Raw genomic sequence first — 24,702 nt, forward strand, 5'->3', positions numbered from 1 at the left:
GTGGGGCGGGTGCCCCGTGCGGCTCAGCCGCCCCCGCGCTCCCTTACCGCCGCGAGTGCCGCGCCCACGCTCGCCACCACGTCCGGCACCGGGTACCAGACCTCGCGGACCACCCGCTCCCTGTCCACGAGCAGCGTCAGGCGCTTGAGGCGGCGGGTGCCCGCGGTGGTGAAGACCGGCAGGCGCAGCGCCGCGGCGAGTTCGCCCGCCGCGTCCGACAGGAGCGGGAAGGGGAGGCGTTCCTTCGCCGCGAAGGCGCGCTGCTCGTCGGGGCGTTGCGTCGAGACGCCCCGTACCGCCGTGCCCCGCGCCGCGAAGGCCGGCCACTCCTCGCGGTACGTGCACGATTCGAGCGTGCAGCCGCGCGCGCCCGGGATCTCCGCCCAGCCCGGCGGGTAGGCGGCGGGGTCGGCGAAGGCGGCCGGGAAGAAGTAGAGGACCGTGAACTCCGCGTCCCGCGCGACCGGATCGAGCGGCGTGCCCGTCGCGTCGGGCAGCAGTAGCCGGGGCAGCACCGTCCCGCGCAGCCCGTGCACGCGCTCCGCCTCGCGCGATTCCCCGTCCGCCGTCGCCATCGTCTCCCCCTCGCCGAGTACCCACGTATCGCCCCAGTCCTGGAGCGCGAGCAGTACGGGCAGCAGCGCGCGCCCGCGCGGCGTGAGCCGGTACTCGTGGCGCGGCGGGTGCTCCTGGTACGGGACCTTCTCCAGGACCCCCGCGCCGGTCAGCAGCCGCAGCCGCTCGGCGAGCACCTTGCGCGAGAGGCCGAGGCCCGCGCGCAGGTCCTCGAAGCGGTGCGCGCCGCGCGCCACGTCCCGTACGAGCAGCAGCGTCCACGCGTCGCCCACGACGCCGAGCGCCTGCGCCATCGCGCAGTTCTCGTCCTCGGGGCCACCCCGTACCGGCACGAGCAGCTCCCTTCCCACCTGCTGAGTTCCTTTGGGGAACGTACCACGGGGGGTGGGCGGCTCGCGCACCGTGAGACCGGTTGGCCTCGTGGGCGGCCCGACCGTTAGGTTGCTCCTCATGACCGACACGACTGCTCCTCGCGCCACCGGCGCCGTCGCCGCCGGGCTCGCGACCCTCGCGAGCGACGGTTCCGTACTCGACACCTGGTTCCCGGCGCCCGAACTGAGCGCGGACCCGGGCCCGGCGGGCACCGAGCGCCTCGACGCCGAGCGCTCCGCCGCCCTGCTCGGCCAGGACGTGGCCGGGGCGCTCGGCGCGGACCCGGTGCGCGGCACGACGACCGTCGCCGTCCGCACGGTCATCTCCTCGCTGGACGACAAGCCGCTCGACACGCACGACGTCTACCTGCGGCTCCACCTGCTCTCGCACCGCCTCGTCCAGCCGCACGGCCAGAACCTCGACGGCATGTTCGGCCTGCTCCCGAACGTCGCGTGGACCTCGCTCGGCCCGGTCGCCGTGCCCGAGCTGGAGGCGGTGCGGCTGCGGGCCCGCGCGGCGCGCAAGCACCTCGCGGTGACCTCGGTGGACAAGTTCCCGCGCATGACCGACTACGTGGCGCCCGCCGGGGTCCGTATCGGCGACGCGGACCGGGTCCGCCTCGGCGCGCACCTCGCGGCGGGCACGACCGTCATGCACGAGGGCTTCGTCAACTTCAACGCGGGCACGCTCGGCACCTCGATGGTCGAGGGCCGTATCTCGGCTGGCGTCGTCATCGGCGACGGCTCCGACATCGGCGGCGGCGCCTCCACGATGGGCACCCTCTCGGGCGGCGGCAGTGTCCGCATCACGGTCGGCGAGCACTGCCTCGTCGGCGCCGAGGCGGGGATCGGCATCGCGCTCGGCGATCACTGCGTCGTGGAGGCGGGCCTCTACCTGACTGCCGGTACGCGCGTGACCCTCCCGGACGGCGAGGTCGTCAAGGCCCGCGACCTCTCCGGCTCCTCGCACATCCTCTACCGCCGCAACTCGGTCACCGGCGCGGTCGAGGGCCGCCCGAACAACGCGGTGTGGGGCGGCCTGAACGACATCCTGCACGCGCACAACTGACGGCCCCCGCTCCGCCGCCGCTCACGGGATTCCCGGGGGCGGCGGTGTCGCGTGCGGGCGGCGCTCGCGTGGGGGTTTCCCGCGGTCGCCGAAAGGAGCGGCTCGACGCGGGCGCGCGCGGGATGAGCGGTTCGCCGCACGCGCGCGTGCCGACCGGGGGAGCATGGCGCCATGACAGGAAAAGCGCCCGGGAAGGCGCGTTACTCGATCGCCTCCGAGGACTCGTTCCTCTCCATCGCCTCGAAAGGTTCCGTGCTCTCGATCGGCTCCGTCGGCTCGGTGTTGTCGATCGGGTCGGTGGGCTCCGTGCTCTCGGCCGGGTCCGTGGGCTCGGCGCTCTGCGGGCTGTCGTTCGGCTCCGCCCTCTCGGCCTGTTCGGGGCTCTCGCTGCTCTCCGTGGGCTCGTTCGGCTCGTTGCGCGCGAACGGCGCCGTGTTCGACCGCCGGGCGGGCACCGCCGTCGCCGCGCTCGCGGTGGCGGGGCTCCTGCTCGCGCGGGCCCGGCGGTGACCCGAGGGGGTACGGGGCGCGCCCGCCCCGTACCCCCTCGGTCCGTCACGGCCGGAAGCGCAGCAGCTGGGGGTCGTGGTCGCTGTTCTGCTGGGCGAACTCGGCGTTGATGTGGACGCTGTCGTAGGTGAAGGACGTGACGCCCTTGCTCACCAGGATCTGGTCCAGGACCTGGCTGTTGCCCTGGTAGACGTACGTGTAGCGCTCGTCGGACGGGAGCTGTGCGATGCCGGAGCGCAGGACGCCGCCCTTCGTCAGCGTCTTCGTCGTGTCGGAGAACTCGAAGTCGTTGAGGTCGCCGAGGACGACGACGCGGGCCTTCTTGTCGAGCGCGGTGAGCTGGCGGACGAAGGCGTTGACCGAGGCGGCCTGCGCGTGGCGCTGAGTCTCCGAGACGCGCGCGGGCGGCTGCTGGGCGGCCGTCAGCGGCTGGTCGCCGCCCTTGGAGTTGAAGTGGTTGGCGACGACGAAGACCGTCTCGCCGCGGAAGACGAACTCGCCCGCGAGCGGCTTTCGGCTGTCCTCCCACGCCGGGTTCGCCGGGTCCACGCGGCCCGGTGAGGCCGCGAGCGCCGGGGCCCCGTCGCGCTCCACGACGGCCGTCGCCGTCGTCGCGTCGCCGCCCGCGCGGTCGGTGAAGGAGACGCGGTCCGGGTTGTAGAGGAAGACCTGCCGGATGTTGCCGCCCGGCTCGCCGCCGTCCTGGTCGTTCTCCGGGTCGATGCCGCGCCACGCGTAGCGCGGGCCGCCCGCCGCCACGATCGCGTCGGTGAACTTCTTCAGCGTCTGCTCCGCCGAGACCGTCCCGTCGTCCTTCGCGCCGTTGTCGTCCTGCACCTCCTCGATCGAGACGACGTCGGGCGAGGCGAGGTGCGTGACGACGCCGTCCGCGAGCGCGTCGAACTTCTCCTGCGGGTCGGTGGGGTCGAGGTTCTCGACGTTGTAAGTGGCGACGGACAGCTCGTCGTCCGCGCCCGGCTTCGCGGACTCCCGTACGAGGCCGCCGTCCCGCACCTTCCCGATCGTCGTGGCCGCGATCGTGTAGCCGCCGTACTGGTTGAAGTCCATCGGGCCCTCGGTCGTGCCCGCGAGGGTGTCGCCGACGTTCGCGACGGGGAAGGGCTGCTGCGCGACGGGCGCGAGCTGCTGGACCTGGAGGCGCCCGCCGTTCTGCGCGTCGTAGGCGTTGTACAGCGTGCCGCCGCGCTCGGTGCTGTGCTCCCGCGGCTTCACCGTGACCCACAGCTCGCTGTACGGGTCCGTCGCGCCGACGACGCGCGAGGAGCCGATGCGGACGTTCATGCCCTCCAGGGACTCGTAGTAGTCCGTGGCGAATTTCGTGGGGCGCAGCTTGAGGCCGCCCACGTAACCGTTGTCGCTCGCCCTGCCCTTCGGCGTGAAGGTGTCGGGGACGGTGTCCGCCGAGATCACGACGGGGGCGGGGACCTCGTTGCCCGAGGAGACGACGGTGACGGTCGGCTTCTCGATCTCGGTGACGGCCTGGTTGCCCGAGGCGGCGCCGCCCGGCACGTACTCGACGACGTCGCCGTCCACCCGTACCGCGTCGCCCACCGCGACCTTCGGGGCCGAGGAGGTGAAGACGAAGACGCCCTCGCTCGTCGCCGGGTCGCTGTCCGGCTTCGTGTCCTGGAACCAGAAGCCGCGTGAGCCGTACGCGCGCACGCCGGTCACGACGCCGTTCACGCCGGTGACGTGCTGCCCCGTGTAGGGGGAGACGCGGGTCGTGCCCTGGATGGTGTGGATGCTCGGGCCGTCGGCGGGCGCGGCCGACGCGGGGGCGGTGAGCAGCATGCCGGCCGCCAGCGCGGTCGCGGTGGCGGAGGCCACGGTGAGCGCCGTGCGGCGACGGGAGGGAACGGGCATGGGGCGCGACTCCAGGTCTGAGGGCGGCCTTCGGGCGAAGGCCGTGAAGGTGGATGCGTACCGCGAGTTCTACGCGCGTCAATGTCCGTCGTGGGCCGGGGAGTTGTCAAGGTCGCGCCGGTGGCGCGCGGGCGAAGCGGAGGTGAAGGGTGAGGGGCGCGTGCGGGGGTGGGGCGGGCGCGCCGGGGAGCGCGCTGCGGGTGTGCGTGACGCGGGCCGGGCGGGGGTGCGCGCGAGGGCGGGGCGTACGCGCGTACGGGGCCGGTGGGCCGGTCGTGCGGGGCTGCCACCCCGGGGCGCCGGGCCGTCTAGGCTGAGGGGCGCTGTTCCGTACGTCCGAGGAGAAACCGCCGATGTCCGCACTTCCCCCCGCGCTGCCCCCGGCCCGCCTGGAGTCCGAGCCGCGGCTCGCCCGGGCCGCGCTGGCCGCCCCGGTCCTCGCCCGCGCGGTCCGCCTGGCCCGCTGGGCGAACCCGGACACCCGGGTCGGCGCGGGCGGCGAACTCGTCGAGGAGCAACTGCCTGAGGCGGCCAAGGAACTGGGCCTGACCGGGCCCGACGCGGAGGCCGAGGCGAGCGAGGCGTGGCGGGTCGCCGTCGACACCGGTCTCGTGGAGGTGAGCGACCCGGAGGAGGACGGCGAGGAGTACGGGAGCGCCGCACCCGGCGAGGACCTCGCGCAGCTCACCTCGGGCAGCCCGCAGGACGCGCTCGGCCTGTGGCTCGGCGCGCTCGACACGCTCCTCGCCGACGCGAGCATCCCCGACATCGAGGACCTGGACGAGCTGACCGGGGCCCTGGAGGGCGGCGGCACCGTCGACTTCGACGCGCTCGGCTGGGACCCCGAGGAGGAGGCCGAGTTCGTCGACCAGGCGCTCCTGAGCCTCTACCTCCTCACCGTCTCCGAGGGCGGCTCCACGGACACCCCCGTACCGTTGCCCGCGCTCGCCGCCGCGATGGTCGTGCCCGACGACATGCCCGAGCCGAGCGACGCGATCCTGGAGCAGGTCTCCGAGACGATGGTCCGCCTCGACGCGAAGTTCCGGCTCCTCGAACCCTCCGGCCTCCTCGTCTACGAGCCCCTCGACGAGGCGCTGCTCGTGGAGGCCGACGCGGGGGAGCCCGTCGAGATCGAGGAGGAGGACGTCTCGCGGTACGGGCTCGTGCACTACACGCCGCTCGGCCTGTACGGCATTCGCGAGCGCCTCGTGGAGGCCGGGCTCGAAGCCCCGGTCGTCGGCGACCTCGCCGAGGCGGGCGCGGACGTGCTGCTCGCCGGGATCGCCGAGTACCCGGCGCCCTCGGTGCGCGCCGAACTGGAGGGCTGGCTCGCGGGCCGCGAGCCGGTCGCGGCGGCGGGGGAGCTGCTCGCGGCGGCGAAGGGCGAGGACGCGGAGGGCCCGGTGCGCAGGCTGCGCGCCCAGGAGGCCCTGGAACTCCTCGGCGCGGGGGCCGAACCGGCCGTACGGGCCGTGCTCGACGACCCCGAACTCGGCGGCCTCGCCCGCGTGTGGCTCTCCGAGCGCGGACTGCCCGACGTCCCGCCGCCCCCGGCGGACCTCGTCTTCTGGCTCACCGTCGACACGGTCGCCGCCCAGCTCGCGGTCGAGGGCGAGTCGGCGGAGCTCCAGGCCCTCGTGGCGGGGCTCGCCGCCCAGCACAGCGGTTTCTTCGAGGCCGCGTGGCGTGTCAAGCACCCCGCGACGGCGGAGGTCCTGGAGGCGATGGGCCGCCTCCACCCCGACAAGCGCACGGCGAAGGAGGCCCGCAAGGCCGCCTTCAAGGCGAGGTCGGCGGCGGGGACGGGCTCGGGCTCGGGCTCGGGCTCGGGGGAGTGAACGTCGCCGGGGACCGACTCGGGTGCTCGTACGGAGCCGGAAGGACCGCCCGCCGCTGACCCGGTGCCCCGGGGGCGCGGGCGGTGTCCCTAGGATCGCGGCATGAGCGCACGGGGCGGGACGCGGGGCTTTTGGGGGATCGTCGACCCGGGGGCACCGCCTGAACGCGCCGATACGCGGGGCCCGCTGCGGTACCTCTGGTGGCTCGTGCGGCGGCAGCGGGGGCGGGTGCTCACGGGGGCGTGCTACGGGAGCGCCTGGAGCGTCGCGCTCACGCTGCCCCCGTACCTCCTCGCGCGGGCCGTCGACGACGGGCTCGGGGCGGGGGACACGGGTGCCCTGCTGGCGTGGACCGGCGCGCTGCTCGGGGCGGGGGCGGTGACCGCGTGGCTCAGCATCATGCGGCACCGCACGATGACGCGCGTCCGCATGGACGCCGCCTTCCGCACCGTGCGCGTCCTCGTCGAGCACATCGGGCGCCTCGGCGCCACGCTCTCCGGGCGCGCCTCCTCGGGGGAGGTCCTGACCGCCGGATTCACCGACGCGGCCCGTATCGCCGACGTCCTCACCATCACCGGGCCTGGCGTCGGGTCCGTCCTCGCGTACGGCGTCGTCGCCGTGCTCCTGCTGCGGATCTCGCCGCTGCTCGCCGTCGTCGTGCTGCTCGGCGTGCCGCTCCTCGCGCTCCTTGTCGGGCCGCCGCTCGCGCGGCTGCGCGGCGCGGAGACGGCGTACCGCGAACAGCAGGGCACGCTCGCCGCGCGCCTCGTCGACCTCGCCGAGGGGCTCCGCGTGCTCCGCGCCTTCGGCGGCGGCACGGGCTTCGCGGCCCGCTACCGGACCGGTTCGCGCGAACTGCTCGACCGGGGACTGCGGGTGGGGGCGGTCACGAGCTGGGTCGAGGCGCTCACCGCGGGACTGCCCGCCGTCTTCCTCGCCGTCGTCACCTGGCTCGCCGCCCGGCTCGCCGTGCGCGGCGAGATCACGACCGGTGAACTCGCCGCCGTCTACGGCTACGTCGCCGTCCTCGTCGTCCCCGTCGCCTTCTTCATCGAGGGCGCGCACTCGCTGACGCACGGCGTCGTCGCCGCGCGCCGCGTGCTCGCGCTCCTGCGCCTGGCCCCGGCCCACGCGGACCCCGCGCACGGGCGCCCCGCACCCTCCGTACCGGCCCCGCTGCACGACCCGGAGACCGGCGTCACGCTCGCCCCGGGCCGCTTCACCGCGCTCGTCAGCGCGCGCCCCGCCGAGACGGCAGCGCTCGTCGAGCGCCTCACCGGGCTCACACCCTCGTCCGTCACCTGGGACGGCGTCCCGCTCGACGCGTACGCGCCCGCCGAGGTCCGCGCCCGCGTCCTGCCCGCCGACCACGACGCGGCGCTCTTCGCGGGCACGCTGCGCGAAGTCCTCGCGGGCAGCGGCGAACCGGGGCCCGAAGCGGTGCGCGCCGCCGTGCGCGCCGCCGTCGCCGAGGACATCGTGCGCCTCCTGCCGGGCGGTCTCGACGCGCCCGTACAGGCCAAGGGCGCGCAACTCTCCGGTGGGCAGCGCCAGCGCGTCCTGCTCGCCCGCGCGCTCCTCGCCGCGCCCGAGATCCTGCTCGCGACCGAACCGGCCTCCGCGCTCGACGCGCACACCGAGGCCCTGCTCGCCTCGCGCCTGCACACCCACCGCGCGGGCCGCACGACGGTCCTCGCGACGACCTCGCCCTCGCTCCTCGGCCGCGCCGACATCGTGCACTGGCTCGTGGACGGCGGCCTCGCGGAGAGCGGGACGCACCGGGAACTCATGGCGCGGTGCGCCGATTACCGCGCCGTGGTGGCGCGCGAGGACCCGGAGACGGAGACGCGTACCGCCGCGAGGCACGGCGAGACACGTACGGAGACGGACGAGGTGGCGGCCGGATGACGACCTCGCCGAACCCCCCCGCCCTCCCCGTCGCCGCGGGGCGCGAGGTCCTGCGGGCCGCGCTCGCGCTCGTCCGCGCCGACCGGCGCGGTTTCCTCGCCGCCGTGCTGCTCAACGTGTGCGCCGTCGGTGCCGGGCTCCTCGCGCCCTGGCTGCTCGGCGAGATCGTCGAGCGGGTACGGGCCGGGAGCGGCGCGCCGGCCGTGGACCGGCTCGCCGCCGGCATCCTCGCCGCGTCCCTCGCGCAGATCCTCCTCACCCGCTGGGCGCGCCTGCACGCCCACCGCTTCGGCGAGCGCGCGCAGGCCCGCGTGCGGGAACGCTTCGCCGCGCGGCTGCTCGCGCTGCCGCCCGCCGTCGCCGAACGCGCGGGCACGGGCGACCTCGTCGTACGGGGCACGACCGACGTCAGCACGGTCGGCACGACGCTGCGCGACGCGGGACCGGAGGTCTTCGTCGCCGCGCTCCAGGTGCCGCTGATCCTCGGCGCCGCCGTGCTCGTGAGCCCGCTCCTCGGCGCCTGCGGCGTCCTCGGCCTCGCCGTCACGTGGGCGGCCGCGCGCTGGTACATGCGCCGCGCCCCCGCCGCCTACCTCGCCGAGGGCGCGGCGAACGCCGCGCTCGCCGAGGAGGTCACGGCCTCGGCGGCCGGGGCCCGCACGACCGAGGTGTACGGCCTCGCGGAACGCCGCCTGGTCCGCGTACTGGACCGGGTCGCCGCCGCGCACCGCGCCCGCGAGGGCACCCTCGCGCTGCGCAGCGTGCTCTTCCCCGCCGTCGACTTCGGCGCCTTCCTGCCCGTCGCCGCGGCCCTCCTGCTCGGCGGCCTCCTGCACGCGCACGGCCTCGCGAGCCTCGGCGCGGTCCTGGCCTGCGCGCTCTACCTGCGCAAACTCTCCGACCCCGTCGACATCCTGTTGCAGTGGCTGGAGTTCCTGCAACGCGGCAGCGCGTCCTTCGCGCGCGTCGAGGGCCTCGGACTCGTCACGGGCGAAGTTCCCGCGCCCCGCGTCCCCACCGGTGACGGCACCTTGCGCCTGGACGCCGTCCGGCACTCCTACGACGGTGACCGCGACGCCGTGCGCGACGTCACCCTCACCGTGCGCCCCGGCGAACGCCTCGTCGTGGTCGGCCCTTCGGGCGCGGGCAAGACGACGCTCGGGCGCCTCGTGAGCGGCGCCGAGACCCCGAGCGGGGGCGCCGTGACGCTCGACGGGGTGCCCGTGCACGCGCTGCCGCCCGGCCGCGTCGTCCTCGTCACGCAGGAGCACCACGTCTTCCTCGGCACCCTCCGTGAGAACCTCGCCCTCGCCGCACCGGACGCGAGCGACGCGGACCTGGAACGCGCGCTCGCCACGGTCGGCGCGGACTGGGCGGCGGAACTGCCCGCCGGGCTCGACACGGCGCTCGGACCGGGCGGGCTGTCCCCCGACGGCGCGGCGATCCAGCAACTGAGCCTCGCCCGCACCCTGTTGCTCGACCCGGGCATCCTCGTACTCGACGAGGCCACCTCGCTCATCGACCCCCGTACCGCCCGCCGCACCGAACGGGCCCTCGCCGCCGTCCTCGCGGGCCGCACCGTCATCACGGTCGCCCACCGCCTCCACACCACCCGCGACGCCGACCGCGTCGCGGTCATGGAGGAGGGCACCCTCACCGAACTCGGCACACACGAGGAGCTGGTGGCGGCGGAGGGAACGTACGCGGGACTCTGGCGGGCCTGGCACGGGGACTGACCCCGCGCCGGGCCGCGCCCGCCTCCCTCACTCCACCCGCAACCGTGCCCCCGGCTCCCTCCCGTACCCCACCTCCCGCACCGGTCCCGTCAGCCGGACCCCGTACCGCAGGCGGTGGTCCGTGCTCGACGCGGACAGGCGGAACTCCAGTGCGCCCGGCTCGACGACGCGGCGGCCCGCCAGGCCCGTGAAGGAGGCCGTGTCGGCGGGGATCTCGACGTGGACGCGGGCCGAGGCGCCCGGGGCGAGCGGGACGCGGAGGGCACCGATCAGGCGTTGTTCGGGCTGGACGACGGAGGCGACCGGGTCGTGGAGGTAGACCTGGACGACCTCCGTGCCCGCCCGTCCGCCCGTGTTCGTGACCGTCAGGGCGAGGCGGACCGTGCCATCCGTGGGCACCTGGCCGGGGGTCTCGGGGGTCAGGTCCGTCCAGGCGAAGGACGTGTAGGCGAGGCCGTGGCCGAAAGGGTAGGCGGGGCTGGGATCGAGCGCCGAGACGTCGCTCGGGCCCGCGAGCGGGGCGCGCAGGTACGTGCCGGGCTGGCCGTCCGGGGTGCGCGGCACGCTCACGGGGAGCCGCCCCGAGGGCGCCGCACGCCCGCTGAGCAGCGCCGCGATCGCCCGCGTGCCCTCCTGCCCGGGGAAGAACGCCTGCACGAGCGCCCCCGCCTCGTCCACCGCCCGCCCCAGCGCGTAGGGCCGCCCCGCGAGCAGCACACCGACCACCGGCGTGCCCGTGCCGAGCAGCGCGTCCAGCAACTCCTGCTGCGCGCCGGGGAGCCGGAGCGAGGGCGCGTCGCAGCCCTCGCCGCTCGTGCCCCGGCCGAAGAGCCCGGCGCGGTCCCCGAGCGCGGCGATCACGACATCGGCCCCGCGCGCCGCGTCGAGCGCCGCCGCGAAGCCCTCCGTGCCGCCGGTGTCGATCCCGCACCCGGCCACGGCGACGACGTCGCTGTCCGCGAACTCCGCCGCCACCGCCTCGTACAGCGTGGGCAGTGCGATGCCCGGCGCGAGGTCCGGGTGCGCGCCGCCGACGTGCACGGGGAAGGCGTAGCAGCCGAGCACCGCGAGCGGCGCCCCGGCCTGCGGCCCGATGACGGCGATCCGGCGCGGCGCGGCGAGTGGCAGCACGGGGCTCCCGTCGGGCGCCGCGTTGCGCAGCAGGACGAGGGACTCGGCGGCGAGCCGCGCGGACAGCTCCCTGTGCTCCGGCGGGTCAAGGTCCACCGTGCCCCGTACGGCCTCGGGGCTCAGCTCGGCACGGTCGCGCAGCGAGGGCGGTACGGGGTCGAAGTCCGCGTCGAGCAGGCCGAGTTCGGCCTTCTGCCGGAGCACCCTGCGGACCGCGTCGTCCACCGTCGCCTCGTCCACGAGCCCGGCGTCGAGCGCGGCGAGGAGCGGGGCGCCGTAGGCGTCCACGGTGGGGAGTTCGACGTCGACGCCCGCGCGGAGCGCGAGGGCCGCCGCCTCGGCGCGGTCGGCCGCGACGTGGTGCAGCGACTGCAGGAAGGCGACGCCGAAGTAGTCGGCCACGACCGTCCCCTCGAAGCCCCATGTCTCACGCAGCAGCCCGGTGAGCAACTCCCGGTCCGCCGCGCTTGGCACGCCGTCCGTATCGGTGTACGCGTGCATGACGGAGCGGGCGCCGCCCTCGCGCAGCGCCGCCTCGAAGGGGGGCAGGACGATGTCGGCGCGCTCGCGCGGGCCCATCGACACGGGGGCGAGGTTGCGGCCCGCGCGCGAGGCCGAGTAGCCCGCGAAGTGCTTGAGCGTCGCGACGATCCCGGCCGACTCCAGCCCCCGCACGTACGCGGCACCGACCCGCCCCACGAGGTACGGGTCCTCACCGATCGTCTCCTCGACCCGCCCCCACCGCAGGTCCCGCACCACGTCGAGCACGGGCGCGAGCCCCTGGTGCACCCCGACCGCGCGCAGCGAGTCACCGATCGCGGCCCCGACCCGCTCGACCAGTTCCGGGTCGAACGAGGCGCCCCACGCGAGCGGCACGGGGAACGTCGTGGCGCGCCAGGCGGCGAAGCCCGCGAGGCACTCCTCGTGCGCGAGCGCGGGGATGCCGAAGCGGTTGCCCGCGATGACGCGGGCCTGCGTGCGCAGCAGCGAGAGCGCGCCGAGCCCGGGGTCGACCGGGGCGGTGCCGAAGGGGCGGGTGAGCTGGCCGAGGCCGTGCGGGAGGAGGTCGTCGAGCGCGGGCGGGGCCTGCATGTCGTGCTGGTGCGGGGCGACCTCGCCGCCCTCGGGCGAGGCGCCGACCCACAGCCCGTAGAGCTGCGCGGTCTTCTCCTCGCGGGTCATCGCGGCGAGCAGCGACTCGACACGCGCGGCGCGCTCGGGGGTGAGGCGCGGGGAGGGGACGGTACGGGGGCCGGTCCCGGGCGGGGGCGCGGGGACGGCGGTCTCGGGGATCACGCGGGCGGTCACTTTCCTCCCACGCCCATCAGGCCCTGGATGAGGGCCCGGCGGGCGAACAGGTACACGAGCAGGACGGGCAGGGTGGAGAGGACGACGGCGGCGAGCAGCCCTGGGATGTTCACGCCGTACTGGGTCTGGAAGTTGTAGAGGCCGAGGGTGACGACCTTCGTGTCCTCGGACTGGGTGAGCACGAGGGGGAAGAGGAAGCCGTTCCACGCCTGGAGCGCCGAGAACACGACGACGGTGGAGAGCCCGCTGCGCGAGAGCGGCAGGACGAGCCGCCGGAAGACGAGCCACGTGCTCGCGCCGTCGAGCGTCATCGCCTCGTACAGCTCGTTGCCGATCTCGCGCATCGTGCCGGTCAGGACGAGGGTGCAGATGGGCAGGCAGAACGCGGCGGTCGGCAGGATCACGCCGATGAGGTTGTCGTACAGACCGGCTTTCGAGATCACGTAGAACATCGGGATGATGACGGCTTGCGCCGGCACCGCGAGTCCGAGGAGGAAGAGCCGGAAGACGCGCAGCGTCCCGGGGCGCGCGCCGCGCACGACGGCGAAGGCGAGCGGCGGCACGAGCAGCAGCACGAGCGCGACGACGCAGACGGTGACGACGGCGGTGTTGAGGAAGTAGCGGCCGAAGCCGTTGTCGAAGACGTCGAGGTAGTTGTCGAGGGTGAGGTGGCGGGGGAGGCCGAGCGGGCCGCTCTTCTGGTAGTCGGGGCGGGACTGGAGCGTCGCCGCGAGAAGCACGTACAGCGGCAGGCCGACGAGGACGAGCCAGACGAGCGAACCGAGGCCGGCGAGGAAGTTGGGCCGCTCGCCGGGACGCCGGGTCCGGGCACGCCTCGGGACCCGGGGGGTTCGCGGGGGGCGCGGGGTCTGCGGCGCGGGGGCCTGCCGGGGGGCGGTGAGGCTCATATCCCCTCCTGAGTGCCGGTCATCCTGTCGTAGCCCGAGAGGCGCACCACGATGAGCGAGATGAGGGTCGCGACGAGGACGAGGAGCAGGGCGACCGCCGAGCCCGTCCCGTAGTCGAAGCTCTTGAACGCCTTGTCGTACATGTAGTACGCGGTGATCGTCGTATCCGTGCCCGGGCCGCCCTGCGTCAGGATCAGCACGGTGTCGAAGGTCGTGAGACCGCCGACGACCATGAGGATCACCGAGGTGATCACCGAGTTGCGCAACTGCGGCAGCGTCACGTGGAAGAACTGCCGCCAGCGGCCCGCGCCGTCGATCGCCGCCGCCTGGTAGAGGACTTCGGGGATCGCGCGGGCCGCGCCCTGGTAGATGAGCGTGTGCAGCGGGGTGAACTGCCAGGCCGCGACGAAGACGAGCACGCCGATCGCCGTGGACTGCTTGCCGAAGAGGTTCCCGTCGCCGAAGAGCCACCCCAGCTCGGACGGGATACCGAAGTTCGGGTCGAGCAGCGCGCGCCACAGGACCGAGACGGCCGTCGCCGAGAGCAGCAGCGGTACGAAGAAGATCGCGGACAGAACGGCCCGGTTGCGCTGCTTGCCCGCCGCCCACACGCCGAGCGCGATGCTCAGCGGGGTCTGCACGACGACGCCGAGCAGCGTGAGCAGGACGGAGAGCCACAGGCTGTGCAGGAGTACGGGGTCGTCGAAGAGCTTGCGCCAGTTGCTGAGCCCGTTGAAGTGCGGGGTGTCGAGCCCGCTCCAGTCGGTGAAGGCCAGGACGGCCACGAGCAGGAGCGGGACGAGCGCGAAGAGCGTGAAGAAGACGACGGCGGGGAGGGTCCAGGCGACGCCCGGGCGGGCGGCGAACCGCCCGGCCCGGGACGCGGTGGGTGGTGAGGTCATGGTTCCTGCCGCCGTTCAGGAGGTGGTGAGCGCCTGCATGGCCTTGATGAAGCCGTCCGCGTCGAGCTGCCCGTTGGTGAACTGCTGGACGGCGCGGTAGATCGGCGTCATGTCGGCCGGCGGGTACGCCTGGTCCCAGGAGAGCTGGAAGGAGGGAGCCTTGCCGACGAGGTCGAGCTGGTACTTGGCGTAGGCGGGGTCGTCGGTGGAGTCCAGGAACTTCTCGGTGTTCGTCGTGGTCGGCAGGTTGCCGATCGCGAGCTGCTGCTTGACGAAGCTGTCGGAGTACATGAGCTTGAGGAACCGCGCGATGGCGTCGGGGTGCTGGGCCTTCTTCGTCACCGAGTAGAAGTTGTTCGTGTTCCCGACGATGTCCGCCGGGTCGCCCTTGCCGCCCGCGACGCTCGGGAAGTTGGTCCAGCCGATGTCCTTCAGCACGCCCGGATTCGCGTCCTTGACCGTCGAGTACTCCCAGGAGCCCATCAGCTCGAAGGCCGCCTTGCCGCTCGCGAGGAGCTGCGCGGTACCGCCGTCGGTCTGCTTGGCCGAGTCGTAGCTGCTCCCGAAGCCGCCCGCGTCGACCAGCTCGCGCAGCATCGACAGCGCCTTCTTGCTCTCGGGGCTCTCCCAGGCGCTCTTGTCGCCCGAGAGCGCCTTCTCGAAGAGCCCGGGGCCCGCGACACGGTCGTAGAGGTACTCGAACCACATGAGGGTGGGCCACTTGTCGCCGCCGCCGAGCGCGAAGGGCGTGACCTTCTTCGCCTTGAGTGCCTTGACGACGTCGAGCAGTTCGTCCCAGGTCTCCGGCGGCTTCACGCCCGCGTCGTCGAGGACCTTCTTGTTGTGGAAGAGCAGTACGGGCTGCGTGCCGCGCATCGGGATGCCGTAGTGCTTCCCGTCCACCTTCGCGGTGTCGAGGACCGAGGGCAGGAAGTTGTCCTTGAGGCCCGCGTCCTTCGCCATCATGTCGTCGAGCGGGCGGAGCAGGCCCGCCTTCACGAAGGGCTGGATGCTGCCGCCGCCCCAGTTGAAGAAGACGTCGGGCGCCTGCTTGGTGTTGATGATCGTCTGGAGCTTCTGCTGGTAGTCGGCGCCCGGGATGGTGTCGAGCACCGCCTTGACCTTCGAGGTCTTGTTGAACTCCGCGACGATCTTCTTCTCGACCTTGTTGCCCGCGTCGCCGTAGACGAGGACGTGGAACTCCTGCTTCCCGCCCGAGGAGCCGCTGTCCCCGCCACAGGCGGTGAGACCCATGCCGAGGGCGAGTACCGCGATCCCGGCGACCGCGCGCGGGAACCTCATCGGCTTCATCGGCTTCGTCCCCCGCGCCGGCGCATGCTGCATCGCCATCATCGACAGCCCTTTCGAAAGTGTCGGCATCTTTGCCGAAAGTCTTCTGCGGCAGGACGGTAGAAGGGCAGGGGGGAGCGGTCAATGGAGGGGTGCGAGCGCGACCAAACCGTTATGAGCGAGCGGGATTCCGCGTGCTCTATCCTTCGTCCCATGCGAGCTGAGAGCCCCGAGGGCACAGAGACCGCGCGCGCCGAGGAGCGCGGAGCGGGCCGGATCACGCTGGCCCAGGTGGGAGCGCAAGCGGGCGTCTCGCTTTCGACAGTTTCGAAAGTCCTCAACGGCCGCCCCGATGTGGCGGCCCCGACGCGCCGCAAGGTCGAAGAACTCCTGGAGGAGCACGGCTACCGCCGGCCCGCGCCCACCCCGCCCGAGGCGCCGCTCCTGGAGATCGTCTTCCACGAACTCGACAGCACGTGGTCGATGGAGCTGATCAGGGGCGTGCAGAACGTCGCCAACGCGCACGGCATGAGCGTCGTGCTCACCGAGACGGGCACCCGGCACTCGCCGGGCGCCGACTGGGTCGAGGGGGTGCTGCGCCGCCGCCCGCTCGGTGTCGTCCTCGTCTTCTCGACGCTGCCCGCCGACCTCAAGAAGAAGCTGTGGTCACGGGCGATCCCCTTCGTCATCGTCGACCCGGCGGGGGACCCCGAGCCCGACGTCCCCTCGGTCGGCTCGGCGAACTGGGCCGGGGGCCTCGCGGCCACCCGCCACCTCATCGAACTCGGCCACCGCAGGACCGCCGTCATCACCGGCCCCGAGGACATGCTCTGCGCCCTCGCCCGCCTCGACGGCTTCCGCTCCGCGCACAACATGGCCCGCATCGCGCCCGACCCGGAACTCATCCGCTTCGGCGACTTCCACGTCTCCTCGGGCCACCAGCACGCCCTCGACCTGCTCGACCGCCCCGACCGCCCCACCGCGATCTTCGCCGGCTCCGACCTCCAGGCCCTCGGCGTCCTCGAAGCGGCGCGCGTCCTCGGCCTGCGCGTCCCGCACGACCTCTCCGTCGTCGGCTACGACGACATCCCCCTCGCCCAGTGGTCCAGCCCCGCGCTCACGACGATCGACCAGCCCCTCGAACAGATGGCCGAGGAGGCGGCGCGCATGCTGCTGCGCCTGCGGCGCGAGGAGGAGGGTGAGACGCGCATCGAACTGGGCACGCGGCTCGTGGTGCGGGGGAGTACGGGGGTGCCGGGGGCTTAGGAGGTACGGGGGGCGGGGTGGGCGGGCCCGCGTGCGGCGGCCTGGCGTGCGGCGCACCCGCGTGCCGTGGCCTGGCGTGCGGCGCACCGTGCGGCGCACCTGCGCGCCGTGGGTCGTAAACGGGTGGACGCCCCCACGCCTGTAGCGCAAACATATGCGTCATGACGCATGATCATGCATCCTCGTCCTCGCCCGCCACCCCCGCGCCCCTCGCCTGGCCTCTCGGCTTCCGCGCCCTCACCGCCCACGGGGGTCTCCGCGCCGAGGGCGACGACATCTCGGCCGTCGTCTCGGACCGCCCCGCCGTGAGCGCCGCGATGTTCACGCGCAGCAGGTTCGCCGGGCCGGCCGTGCGCCTGAGCCGCGCGCACGCGGCGGGGCGGCGGCTGCGGGCCGTGGTGACGCTCGCGCAGAACGCGAACGTGGCGACCGGGGCCGAGGGCGAGCGGCACGCGGCGGAGGTCGTGGCGCGCCTGGCGCCCCTGCTCGGCGTGCCCGCCGACGAGGTGCTGCTCGGCTCTACCGGTGTCATCGGCCGCCCGCTCCCGATGGCCGCGCTCAGGCCCCGTATCGCCGCGCTCGGTCCCACCGCCTTCGGCGCCGCGCCGCTCGGCGTCGCGCGCGCCATGATGACGACCGACACGCGGCCCAAGACCGCCGAACGGCGCGTCGGGGCCGCGCGGTTGGTCGGGGTCGCGAAGGGCGTCGGGATGCTGGAGCCCGACATGGCGACGATGCTCGCGTACGTCTTCACGGACGCGGAACTCGGCCCCGAGGCGCTCGACGCGGCCTGGCGCGCGGCCGTGGACGACAGCTTCCACTGCCTGAGCGTCGACACCGACACGTCGACCTCCGACACGGCGGCGATTTTCGCGAACGGCGCGGCGGGCCCCGTGGACGAGGTGGCCTTCGCGGCGGCCCTGCGGGAGCTGTGCCTCGACCCCGTACGGCAGTTGGCGGGCGACGGCGAGGGTGCGACGAAGCTCCTGCGGGTCGAGGTGAGCGGGGCGCGGGACCGCGCCCAGGCCCGTACCGTCGCCAAAAGCGTCGTCAACTCGCCACTCGTGAAGGCCGCCGTGCACGGCGCCGACCCCAACTGGGGGCGGGTCCTGATGGCCATCGGCAAGAACACCGACGACACGGCCATCGACCCCGCCCGCGTCACCGTCCGCTTCGGCACCCTGCCCGTCCACCCCGCCGAGCCCGGCGCCGCGACCCTCGCCGCGCTCGCGGAGATCATGCGGCGCGAGGAGGTGACGATCGGCGTCGGGCTCGGGATCGGGGACGCGGAGGTGACGGTCTACGGGTGCGATCTGTCGGCGGGGTACGTACGGATCAACGCGGACTACACGTCCTGAGGAGGCCGGGTCGCGCGTTCCGGGGCGGGGCCGCGCGTCGCGAGGCGCCGGGCTACGCGTCCCCGGGCCCCCGCAGCCCGGCCCGGACGCCCGCGCGGTCGACGCCGAGCCGGTCCAGGAGGTCGGCGGCCGGGTCGGGGCGGTCGCGGTCGAGCAGGGCGAGGAGGAGGTGTTCGGGGGCGATGTGCCGGGCGCCCGCGCCGCGCGCCTCGCCCAGCGCGCCCGGGATGACCGCGCGGGCGCCCGAGGTGAAGGGGGTGCGCTTGCGGGAGGCGGGGATCGCCGGGCGCTCGATGCCCCGCGCGTCGATGCCGAGTGCCGCGAGCGCCGCCAGGTCGAGCGCGTCGAGCGCGGCGCGCGCCGCCTCGGGGTCCGTGCCCAGGGCCTCGGCGGGGCCCGGCTGTCCGAGCACGCCGAGGAGGAGGTGTTCGGTGCCGATGCGGCGGTCGCCGCGCTTGCCGGCCTCGGTCGCCGCGTCGACGACGGCGGCCTTGGCGCCCGGGGTGAAGTGTTCGAACATGGTCGTCTCACTTTCCGTACTGGTGGCCGTACTTGGTGTGGACGGACTGCCGGGACACCCCGAGGGCGTCCCCGATCTGCTCCCAGGACCAGCCCTGTTCCCTGGCCCGCGCGACGGCCGCCGCCTCGACCTGCTCCCCGAGCCTGCGCAGCGCGCCCACGGCCCGCAGGCCCACGGCGGGGTCCTCGGACCGGAGAAGCGCGGAAATGTCTCCCGTTTCCATGCCTGTCAGTCTGGGCTGACACCCTGTCGCTTGTCAACCCAGCCTGACAACCTCGCGGTCACGTCCGCAGGTACGAGGCCCCGTTCAGGTCCATGACCGTCCCCGAGGCCCACGTCGCGGCGGGCGAGGCGAGCCACAGCACCGCTTCCGCGATCTCCTCCGGCTCCGCGACCCGCCCGAAGGGGCTCTGGGCGCGGATCGCCTCGCCCTCCGCGCCGCTCAGCCGGTGCGCCACGCGTTCCGTCGCGAAGAAGCCGGGGGCCACCGAGGCGACCGCGATGCCGTGCGGGGCGAGCGCGACCGCGAGCGACTGGCCCAGCGCGTGGACGGCCGCCTTCGTCGCCCCGTACGCCGGGTGCGCGGGCTCGCCCCGGAAGGCGCCGCGCGAGCCGATGTTCACGATCCGGCCGCCGCGCCCGCCCGCGACCATGTGCCCGGCCGCCTGGTGGCTCAGGTGCGCGGTGCCGAGCAGGTTGACGCTGACGTGCGCCTGCCAGGCGGCGACCCACTCCTCGTACGGGGTCTCCAGGGGTGGGTGCGGGGTGTTGACGGCGGCGTTGTTGACGAGCACGTCGAGGCCGCCGAGCCGCTCCGCCGTCTCGGTCGCGATCGCCGCCGCACCCTCGGGCGTCGCGAGGTCGCCGGGCACCACGACGTGCCCTTCGCCGGGCAGCCCGCCCGCCGTCGCCCGCGCCTCGCCCACGTGCGTCCGGCAGTGCAGCGCGACCGTGTCGCCCTGACGTGCGAAGGCCCTGGCCAGGACCGCGCCGAGGCCGCTGCCCGCGCCGGTCACGAGGACACGCCGCCCGGAGGCGGGGAAGGGCAGGGGTGTGGTGTCCGCTTGTCCGCTCATCGCACGACCGTATCGAGCGCCGAGCGCGCGCTCGGCGACGGCTCGAACGGACAAAAGGTTCGTACGGGATTAATCTGGATGTTCGTGTCGGCGAGAGCCGTCCCTGCGGAAGGAACGAAGAGCGATGAGCGACGAAAGCGCTATGGACAAGCTGAAGGGCAAGGCCAAGGAGGCAGTCGGCAAGCTCACCGGCGACCGGCGCAAGGAGACGGAGGGGAAGACCGACCAGGCCAAGGGCGGGGCGAAGGACACCATGGACCAGGTCAAGGGCCGGGCCCAGGGCGTCAGGGACTCGCTGAAGGGGGACGAGCGGGGCGGGGACGGCAAGGGCTGAGCCCCGCGCGGCGTGCCCGCCGAGTACGGGCTGTGCGGCCCGTACTCGGTGAGAGGCACGAGGTGAGCCGCGCGTGCGCCCGCTTCCGTACAAAGGGCCCGTACGGAAGCGGGCGCCTCGCTCACAGCGCCTTCGCGGCCGGCTTCACCATCTCGCGGACCGTACGGGCCTTCGCGAACTCTCCGATCGCCGTCATGTCCCACTCGCCGGAGAACTGGCGCACGAGCTTCGCCATCATGACGCCCGTGCGCGCCTCGGCGTTGGTGAGGTCGAAGCGGACGAGTTCCTCGTTCGTCGCGGCGTCGACGAGCCGGCAGTAGGCCTTGGCCACCTCCGTGAACTTCTGCCCCGTGAAGGAGTTCACCGTGAAGACCAGGCCCGAGACCTCCTGCGGGATGCGGCCCAGGTCCACGACGATCACCTCGTCGTCGCCCGCGCCCTCGCCCGTCAGGTTGTCCCCGGAGTGCTTGACGGCGCCGCCGAGGATCGACAGCTTGCCGAAATAGCAGGCGTCGACGAGGTCGCGCTGGGGACCGTAGGCGATGACCGAGGCGTCCAGGTCGATGTCCCTGCCCCGGTAGGCGGGCTCCCAGCCGAGGCCCATCTTGACCTTGGCGAGCAGCGGGGCGCCGCCCTTGACCAGCGAGACCGTCTGGTTCTTCTGGAGGCTCACCCGGCCCTTGTCCAGGTTGATCTTCCCGGCGCCTGGGGCGGGGGCCGCAGGCGCGGGCGGCGCGGCGGGGGCCGAGGGAGCGGGGGCCGCCACGGGGGCGGAGGGGGCGCTCGGCGGGGTGGGGGCGCTCGGCGGTACGGGCGCGCTCGGGGCGGCGGGAGCCTGCGGGGCCGCCTGCGGCTCCTCCTCCACGCTGACGCCGAAGTCCGTCGCGATCCCGGCGAGCCCGTTCGCGTAGCCCTGGCCCACGGCGCGGGCCTTCCACACGCCGTTCCTGCGGTACACCTCGACGACGACGAGGGCCGTCTCGGAGCCCAGCTGCGGCGGCGTGAAGGTCGCGAGGACCGCGCCGCTGTCCGCGTCCCGCACGGTCGCGGTCGGCTCGATGCCCTGGAAGGTCTGGCCCGCCGCGTCGGGGCTCGCGGTGACGACGATCTTCTCGATCGCGGCCGGGACGGCACCCGTGTCCACGGTGACCGCGTCGGGCGCCGAGCCGCCGCCGGAGGTGTACGTCACGCCGGGGCCGGAGGGCTGGTTGTAGAAGATGAAGTCGTCGTCCGAGCGCACTTTGCCGTCGGCGGTGAGGAGCAGGCCCGAGACGTCGAGCCGCACCGGAGCGGTCACGTCGACCGCCACGCGGGCGGCGCTGAGGGGGATGTTCGAGCCAGGGGTCATTGCGGTCATGCTCCCCCCAACGAACGACCGCACTTTGCCGTTCCCTTACCCGCGAATTTCTCACCGGACGGCCCAGCGGCGCGCCCGCTCCGCCCGGCCCGCGCGCCCGGGGGGCCGCGCTCACCCTCGGCACGCGCCCCCTCTCACCTCCTCCCTCTCACGTCCCGCCCGCGTCCTCCCGCACCTCCCGCAGCGCGCCCGCGAAGGCCCGCGCCGAAGGGTGCTCCGTGGCGCCCGCGCGGGTCGCGAGGTGGCTGTGGCGGGCGAGGGGGAGCGGCGTGAGACGTACCCCCGGCGGGGGAGCGGTCGCCGCCGAGGCGGGGACGACCGCGACGCCGGCGCCCGCCGCCACGAGCCGCAGCGTCGTGTCGTAGTCGTCGACGCGGTGCCAGGACTCGGCACGGACCCCGCTCGACGCGCCGAGCCGCGTGACGACCGCGTGGCACAGGGTGTCCTCGGCGGGGAGAATCCACGGCGCGGCGGCGTGGTCGCGTACCGGATCGCCTGTCGTACCGGGCCCCACCGTGTCCACCGGCGCGGCGAACAGCATCGGCTCGCTGAAGAGGTGTTCCGTCGCGAGGCCCGGCTCGGGCGGGTGCGCGAAGCCCTCGTACGTGTGCACGAGGGCCACGTCGAGGCCGCCCGAGCGCACCGCGTGGCCCGCGTCGGCGGGGTCGATCTCCCGTACCCACAGCGCGAGTCCGGGATGGCTCGTCCGGAGCGCGGCGAAGACCGGCGCGGCCAGCGCGCGGGCCGCCGAGGGCGAGAAACCGGCCCGCAGCGGCGCCTTTGGGCCCCGGTGCGCGCTCAGTTCGGCCTCCGCCGCCTCCAGGTGCGCGAGGATCACCTCCGCGTGCGCCACGAGCCGCGCGCCCGTCGGCGTGAGCGCGATCCGGCGGCCCTCGCGCGCGAACAGGGCGGTGCCCGTGGTCCGTTCGAGGAGCGAGAGCTGCTGCGAGACCGCCGAGGGGCTGTACGCGAGGGCCTTCGCGACCGCCGCGATGGTGCCGCGCCGGGACAGTTCGCGCAGCAGGCGCAACTGGTGCGGGTTGAGCATCGGTTCAGCTTACGAGCACCGTCACTTCTTCCCGCTGGACCACCGGGCCTTACGCGCCGACGATCGGGACATGACACTCCACGCCGGTCTGCACGTGCCGCTCGTCACGCCCTTCGCCGCCGACGGCACGCTCGACGCCGAGGCCCTGGCCGCCCTCGAACGCCTCGCCCACGACGTGCTCGACGAGGGCGCCGCCGGTCTCCTCGCGCTCGGCACGACCGCCGAGGCCGCCACGCTCGACCGGGCCGAACGCGCCGCCGTCCTCGCCGTCCTCGCCCGCGTGGCCGGCGAGCGCGGCGTCCCGCTCACGGTCGGCGCGGGCGGCGGCGACACCGCCGCGAGCCGTACGGCGCTCGCCGCGCTCGCCGACCTGCCCGAGGCCGTCGCCGCCCTCGTCCCCGTCCCCTCCTTCACACGCCCCGGGGAGGCGGGCGTCCTCGCCCACTTCGCGGCCCTCGCCGCGACGAGCCCCGTACCGCTGCTCGTCTACCACATCCCGTACCGCACGGGTCAGGAGCTGAGCGCGGCCACGCTGCGGGAGATCGGGGCGCTGCCGGGGGTCGCGGGGGTCAAGTACGCGGCCGGGGGCGTCACCGAGGACACCGTCGCGCTCCTCGGCGCGCGCCCCGCCGGTTTCGCGGTCCTCGCGGGCGACGACGTGTACGCCTCGGCGCTGCTCGCCCTCGGCGCGGAGGGCGCGGTGCTCGCCTCGGCGCACCTCGCGACGCGCGCGTACGCGGGCCTGGCGGCGGCCTGGCACGCGGGCGAGGCCCACCGCGCCCGCCCGCTGGGCCACCGCCTCTCGCGCCTCTCCGCGAGCCTCTTCGCCGCCCCCAGCCCCACCGTCCTGAAGGCCGTCCTGCACGCCCGCGGCCGCATCCCGTCCCCGGCCGTCCGCCTGCCGCTCCTCGCCGCCCCCGGCACGGCCGTGAGGACGGCGCTCGCGCGGCTGGCGGAGGTGGAGGCGGACGCGTGAGGAGGCGGCCCGCGGGTACGGGGCGCTCGGTCGTCCGCGGGTGCCGCGACCGCCGCGTGCCTTCGCCGGTCTACGCTGCTGAACCGGCCGCCGTGCGGTCCGTCCCCTCCCCTCCCACCGGAAGGCAGCGATGTCGCCCCGTCACGTCGTCCCCCGCTTCTCCTGGCACCGTCCCATGGCGCCCAGGGAGCCCGGCGAGGAGCACCGCACAGCGACCGTCCTGGAGCTCTTCTTCGACCTGTGCTTCGTCACGGCCGTCGCGCAGGCCGCCGCCGCGCTCGAACACGAGGTCGCGGCGGGGCGGACCTGGCACGGCGTGCTCGGCTACCTGCTCGTCTTCTTCGCGATCTGGTGGGCCTGGATGGGGTTCACGTGGTTCGCCTCCGCGTACGACACCGACGACGTGCCCTACCGCCTCCTGACGCTCGTGCAGATCGCGGGGGCGCTCGCGGTCGCCGCCGGGGCGCGGGACGCGCTGGAACACCTCGACTTCACCGTCATCACCTGGGGCTACGTCGTGATGCGACTCGCCGGGGTCGCGCAATGGCTGCGGGCCGCGGCCGGCGACCCCGAGCGGCGCAGCACCTGCCTGCGGTACGCGGCGGGCATCCTCGTCGTGCAGCTCGGCTGGCTGGGACGGCTCGCGCTGCCCGAGGGGGCGGGCCTGTGGTCCTTCCTCGTCCTCGCCGCCGCCGAACTCGCCGTCCCGGCCTGGGCCGAGCGGCACGCGGCGACGACGTGGCACCCGCACCACATCGCCGAGCGCTACGGCCTCTTCACCCTCATCGTGCTCGGCGAGTCGATCACCGCCGCCGTCGCGACCCTGCGCGGCCTCCTCGACGAGCACGCCCTCGGCGACCTGCTCCCGGTCGGCATCGGCGGCCTGCTCACCGTCTTCTCGCTGTGGTGGCTCTACTTCACCCGCGCCGAGCCCAAGCGCCTCGACAGCCTCGGTGCCGCGCTGCGCTGGGGCTACGGGCACTACGCGGTCTTCGCCTCGGCCGCCGCCACGGGCGCCGGTTTCGCGCTCGCCGCCGAGCACGCGGGCCACGGGGAGCACTCCGAGGTGCCGGACCTGACGACGGCCGCCGTCTTCACCGTCCCGGTCGCCGTCTACGTCCTCGTCGTACGGCTGTCGCAGCGCGACCGGGGCGCGCCGGGAGCGCTGGACGCGCTGTGGGGCGCGGGCGCCCTCGCGGTGCTCGCGGTCACCTTCACCCCCTCGCCCGTCCTCGCGACCGGGCTCGTCCTCGCCGCGCTGGTGGCGGCGGTCGTGACGGTGACGCACCGCCAGGCACACGCGGCGGCGGTACGGGGAGGGGCCTGAGCCGGGCCG

At 74.5% G+C, this 24,702-nt stretch carries 21 protein-coding genes; 10 read left to right on the plus strand and 11 right to left on the minus strand.

The features are described 5' to 3' along the window. Positions 1–23: 23 nt before the first annotated feature. Positions 24–869, minus strand: a complete 846-nt coding sequence (locus tag ACIP4O_RS10645) for a winged helix-turn-helix transcriptional regulator (RefSeq protein ID WP_401573945.1) — start codon at positions 867–869, stop codon at positions 24–26. Between the two features lie 157 nt (positions 870–1,026). Between ACIP4O_RS10645 and dapD the strand changes: the two genes are divergently transcribed. Further along, on the plus strand, positions 1,027–2,016 hold the full coding sequence (gene dapD, locus ACIP4O_RS10650; RefSeq protein ID WP_401573587.1) for a 2,3,4,5-tetrahydropyridine-2,6-dicarboxylate N-succinyltransferase: 990 nt from the start codon (positions 1,027–1,029) through the stop codon (positions 2,014–2,016). A 171-nt stretch (positions 2,017–2,187) separates the two neighbouring features. Next, positions 2,188–2,526 (plus strand): hypothetical protein, encoded by a 339-nt coding sequence (locus tag ACIP4O_RS10655; protein WP_401573588.1) that lies wholly within the window; start codon positions 2,188–2,190, stop codon positions 2,524–2,526. Between the two features lie 45 nt (positions 2,527–2,571). Here ACIP4O_RS10655 and ACIP4O_RS10660 read toward each other — a convergent pair whose 3' ends face one another. Next, the gene (locus ACIP4O_RS10660) at positions 2,572–4,410 is read right to left on the minus strand and encodes an endonuclease/exonuclease/phosphatase family protein (protein WP_401573590.1); all 1,839 of its coding nucleotides are present in this window, start codon (positions 4,408–4,410) and stop codon (positions 2,572–2,574) included. Between the two features lie 353 nt (positions 4,411–4,763). Between ACIP4O_RS10660 and ACIP4O_RS10665 the strand changes: the two genes are divergently transcribed. The 3 genes from ACIP4O_RS10665 to ACIP4O_RS10675 all read left to right on the plus strand — a co-directional run bounded on the left by ACIP4O_RS10665 (position 4,764) and on the right by ACIP4O_RS10675 (position 9,892). Then, on the plus strand, positions 4,764–6,248 hold the full coding sequence (locus ACIP4O_RS10665; RefSeq protein WP_401573592.1) for a hypothetical protein: 1,485 nt from the start codon (positions 4,764–4,766) through the stop codon (positions 6,246–6,248). Between the two features lie 102 nt (positions 6,249–6,350). Then, positions 6,351–8,156: an ABC transporter transmembrane domain-containing protein gene (locus tag ACIP4O_RS10670; protein WP_401573594.1), complete on the plus strand. Its 1,806-nt coding sequence runs from the start codon at positions 6,351–6,353 to the stop codon at positions 8,154–8,156. After that, positions 8,153–9,892: an ABC transporter ATP-binding protein gene (locus tag ACIP4O_RS10675; protein ID WP_401573595.1), complete on the plus strand. Its 1,740-nt coding sequence runs from the start codon at positions 8,153–8,155 to the stop codon at positions 9,890–9,892. The genes ACIP4O_RS10670 and ACIP4O_RS10675 overlap by 4 nt, the downstream gene beginning before the upstream one ends. Before the next feature lie 27 nt (positions 9,893–9,919). On the opposite strand, the gene ACIP4O_RS10680 is transcribed toward ACIP4O_RS10675, so the two are convergent. From ACIP4O_RS10680 to ACIP4O_RS10695, 4 genes are read right to left on the minus strand one after another with little or no spacing between them, the layout of a single operon-like run. Further along, on the minus strand, positions 9,920–12,331 hold the full coding sequence (locus ACIP4O_RS10680; protein WP_401573597.1) for a beta-glucosidase: 2,412 nt from the start codon (positions 12,329–12,331) through the stop codon (positions 9,920–9,922). Then, entirely contained in the window at positions 12,328–13,239 is a 912-nt protein-coding gene (locus ACIP4O_RS10685) for a carbohydrate ABC transporter permease (RefSeq protein ID WP_401573599.1), read from the minus strand. The genes ACIP4O_RS10680 and ACIP4O_RS10685 overlap by 4 nt, the downstream gene beginning before the upstream one ends. After that, a complete protein-coding gene (locus ACIP4O_RS10690; protein WP_401573601.1) occupies positions 13,236–14,141 on the minus strand; it encodes a carbohydrate ABC transporter permease in 906 nt (301 codons plus the stop codon). Before ACIP4O_RS10690 ends, ACIP4O_RS10685 begins: the two co-directional genes overlap by 4 nt. Positions 14,142–14,156: 15 nt before the next feature. Further along, positions 14,157–15,494, minus strand: a complete 1,338-nt coding sequence (locus ACIP4O_RS10695; RefSeq protein WP_401573947.1) for an ABC transporter substrate-binding protein — start codon at positions 15,492–15,494, stop codon at positions 14,157–14,159. A gap of 150 nt (positions 15,495–15,644) precedes the next feature. On the opposite strand from ACIP4O_RS10695, the gene ACIP4O_RS10700 reads away from it, so the two are divergent. Together ACIP4O_RS10700 and argJ are read left to right on the plus strand one after the other, a co-directional pair. Next, complete coding sequence (locus ACIP4O_RS10700; protein ID WP_401573603.1) at positions 15,645–16,697, plus strand: LacI family DNA-binding transcriptional regulator; 1,053 nt, start codon at positions 15,645–15,647, stop codon at positions 16,695–16,697. Positions 16,698–16,858: 161 nt separating this feature from the next. Beyond that, on the plus strand, positions 16,859–18,055 hold the full coding sequence (gene argJ / locus ACIP4O_RS10705) for a bifunctional glutamate N-acetyltransferase/amino-acid acetyltransferase ArgJ (RefSeq protein ID WP_401573605.1): 1,197 nt from the start codon (positions 16,859–16,861) through the stop codon (positions 18,053–18,055). 52 nt (positions 18,056–18,107) lie between these two features. Here the strand turns inward: argJ and ACIP4O_RS10710 are convergent, their stop codons facing one another. The 3 genes from ACIP4O_RS10710 to ACIP4O_RS10720 are packed head-to-tail and all read right to left on the minus strand — an operon-like array spanning position 18,108 to position 19,651. Beyond that, the gene (locus tag ACIP4O_RS10710) at positions 18,108–18,575 is read right to left on the minus strand and encodes a Clp protease N-terminal domain-containing protein (RefSeq protein ID WP_401573607.1); all 468 of its coding nucleotides are present in this window, start codon (positions 18,573–18,575) and stop codon (positions 18,108–18,110) included. A 7-nt stretch (positions 18,576–18,582) separates the two neighbouring features. Then, positions 18,583–18,798 carry a helix-turn-helix domain-containing protein gene (locus ACIP4O_RS10715; protein WP_361325720.1) on the minus strand — a complete coding sequence of 72 codons (216 nt, stop codon included), beginning with the start codon at positions 18,796–18,798 and terminating at the stop codon, positions 18,583–18,585. 58 nt (positions 18,799–18,856) lie between these two features. Beyond that, on the minus strand, positions 18,857–19,651 hold the full coding sequence (locus ACIP4O_RS10720; RefSeq protein ID WP_401573609.1) for an SDR family NAD(P)-dependent oxidoreductase: 795 nt from the start codon (positions 19,649–19,651) through the stop codon (positions 18,857–18,859). A gap of 124 nt (positions 19,652–19,775) precedes the next feature. On the opposite strand from ACIP4O_RS10720, the gene ACIP4O_RS10725 reads away from it, so the two are divergent. Beyond that, positions 19,776–19,985 (plus strand): CsbD family protein, encoded by a 210-nt coding sequence (locus tag ACIP4O_RS10725; protein ID WP_401573611.1) that lies wholly within the window; start codon positions 19,776–19,778, stop codon positions 19,983–19,985. 121 nt (positions 19,986–20,106) lie between these two features. Here the strand turns inward: ACIP4O_RS10725 and ACIP4O_RS10730 are convergent, their stop codons facing one another. Beyond that, the gene (locus ACIP4O_RS10730; RefSeq protein WP_401573613.1) at positions 20,107–21,333 is read right to left on the minus strand and encodes a TerD family protein; all 1,227 of its coding nucleotides are present in this window, start codon (positions 21,331–21,333) and stop codon (positions 20,107–20,109) included. A gap of 157 nt (positions 21,334–21,490) precedes the next feature. Next, positions 21,491–22,390 (minus strand): LysR family transcriptional regulator, encoded by a 900-nt coding sequence (locus ACIP4O_RS10735; RefSeq protein ID WP_401573615.1) that lies wholly within the window; start codon positions 22,388–22,390, stop codon positions 21,491–21,493. Between the two features lie 70 nt (positions 22,391–22,460). Here ACIP4O_RS10735 and ACIP4O_RS10740 point away from each other — a divergent pair, with 70 nt between their 5' ends. Together ACIP4O_RS10740 and ACIP4O_RS10745 are read left to right on the plus strand one after the other, a co-directional pair. Further along, positions 22,461–23,366: a dihydrodipicolinate synthase family protein gene (locus tag ACIP4O_RS10740; RefSeq protein ID WP_401573617.1), complete on the plus strand. Its 906-nt coding sequence runs from the start codon at positions 22,461–22,463 to the stop codon at positions 23,364–23,366. Positions 23,367–23,496: 130 nt separating this feature from the next. Next, positions 23,497–24,693 (plus strand): low temperature requirement protein A, encoded by a 1,197-nt coding sequence (locus ACIP4O_RS10745; protein ID WP_401573619.1) that lies wholly within the window; start codon positions 23,497–23,499, stop codon positions 24,691–24,693. Positions 24,694–24,702 lie beyond the last annotated feature (9 nt).

The sequence above is a fragment of the Streptomyces sp. NPDC088923 genome (assembly GCF_044749745.1).
Classification (GTDB): Bacteria; Actinomycetota; Actinomycetes; order Streptomycetales; family Streptomycetaceae; genus Streptomyces.